The following is a 1,734-nucleotide window of genomic DNA, read 5'->3' as shown; positions in this document are numbered from 1 at the left end:
TGATATGCTCCCATCATAGTAGACAGTAGGAAAAACAAAACTTCTACTGCTACAATGATGGGAGTTTTTCTAATGTCTAAAAGAAGTCCAGTATCATTAGAAGTAAAATTACATGTCGTACAGCGGTGCCTTGAGCACAAGTCAAATCCAAACTATGAAGCGAATCAGCTAGGTGTTAGCTATCACACAGTTAAAGAATGGATAAGGAAATATAGAGAAAATGGTTTAGATGGGTTACAGGAATCAAGAACATGGAAAATATACTCAAATGAATTAAAACTAGCTGCGGTTAATGATGTATTGTCTGGTCATTCCTCTGTAGAAGAAGCGGTAAAGAAACATCATATTTCGAGTAGAAGTGTTTTGGCGAAATGGATTTCCAAGTATACTAATGAGATAGAATTGAAACCTACACATACACATAAAGGAAAAGGACTATCTCATATGAACAAGGGGCGTAAAACAACTTTCGATGAACGCATTGAAATTGCACAATATACCATTGCTAATGGCTTGGACTATCAGAAAGCGATCGAGAAGTACGGTGTATCTTATCAGCAAGTGTACACATGGGTGCGGAAATATCAAGCTGGCCGTGAGGAGGCTCTTCAGGACAATCGCGGTGGCAAAAAGCCTGTAGAAGAACTAGATGAGCATGAACGTCTGAAGCTGCGGATTAAAGAGCTAGAAGCGCGAAATGAGTACCTAGAAATGGAGAATGCCTTCGCAAAAAAGTTGGCGGAGATCAAGCGACGAAATACACGCTAACCCTCGTTCGGCAAGTAGACTTGTATCAAGCGATTCAAGAACTGCACAAGGAAAAAGGTTACGCAATTACGAAGTTGTGTGCATTAGCTGGGGTTGCTCGATCTGCCTATTACAAGTGGTTAAAATGGACGCCATCCGCTACGGAGATTGAAGTCCATGCGTTGGCCAAGGAAGTAAAGCTTCGTTATGACAAGCGAAAAGGGATACTTGGCTATCGCCAAATGCGAACGCAATTAAACCGAAAGCTCAAAAAGAAATACAACAAAAAGCGTTATTACCGAATCATGTGTGCTCTCGGGCTCAAAGCGGTTATTCGCAGAAAGCGACCAAGTTATGTGAAGGCCTCGGAGATCCATGTAGCTGAAAATGTAATGAAGCGTAACTTTGATGCCAATTCCCCTAATTCAAAATGGTGTACAGATGTGACAGAACTGAAGTATGGGAATGGGCGCAAGGCCTATTTGAGTGCCATTATTGATGTATATGATAATTCCATTGTCTCATGGGTATTAGGCCATTCTAACAATAATAAACTCGTGATGGACACGCTAAAAAAGGCTTACGCGAAGAATCCTGGCGTATCCCCACTTCTACAGAGCGACAGAGGCTTCCAGTACACGTCTCATGAGTATAACCGACTTCATGAAAAATATGGATTTAGGAAAAGCATGTCTCGTGTGAGCCGATGTTTGGACAACCAACCGATTGAACGATTTTGGGGTACTTATAAGTCAGAAAGCTATTATCTAACAAAGTTTGATACCTATGAAGATGTCCTCAGCGATGTTAGCAAATATATTCACTACTACAACAATCACCGCTACACAGAGCGTTTGGATGGCTTTTCACCTAACGAGTACCGACGAGCTTCATAATAAAGATACCTCAGCTCTATTCATATGAGCTGAGGTATCTAAACTAACCATTTTTGTTTTTTAAACTGTCCACTTGACAGGGAGCACTTCA

1 protein-coding gene and 1 pseudogene are annotated in these 1,734 nt (G+C 41.1%); both read left to right on the top strand.

Annotation, left to right across the window (positions count from 1 at the left end; genetic code table 11):
• Positions 1-72: 72 nt before the first annotated feature.
• On the top strand, positions 73-768 hold the full coding sequence (locus M3661_RS29710) for a helix-turn-helix domain-containing protein (RefSeq protein WP_251491261.1): 696 nt from the start codon (positions 73-75) through the stop codon (positions 766-768).
• A 17-nt stretch (positions 769-785) separates the two neighbouring features.
• Positions 786-1,643: pseudogene (locus M3661_RS29705) on the top strand (IS3 family transposase); the annotation flags it as partial.
• Between the last annotated feature and the right edge of the window lie 91 nt (positions 1,644-1,734).

Source organism: Paenibacillus sp. MER 180, from assembly GCF_023713665.1.
GTDB lineage: Bacteria > Bacillota > Bacilli > Paenibacillales > Paenibacillaceae > Paenibacillus_B > Paenibacillus_B suaedae.
This window is presented reverse-complemented; position numbering and strand designations above follow the sequence as displayed.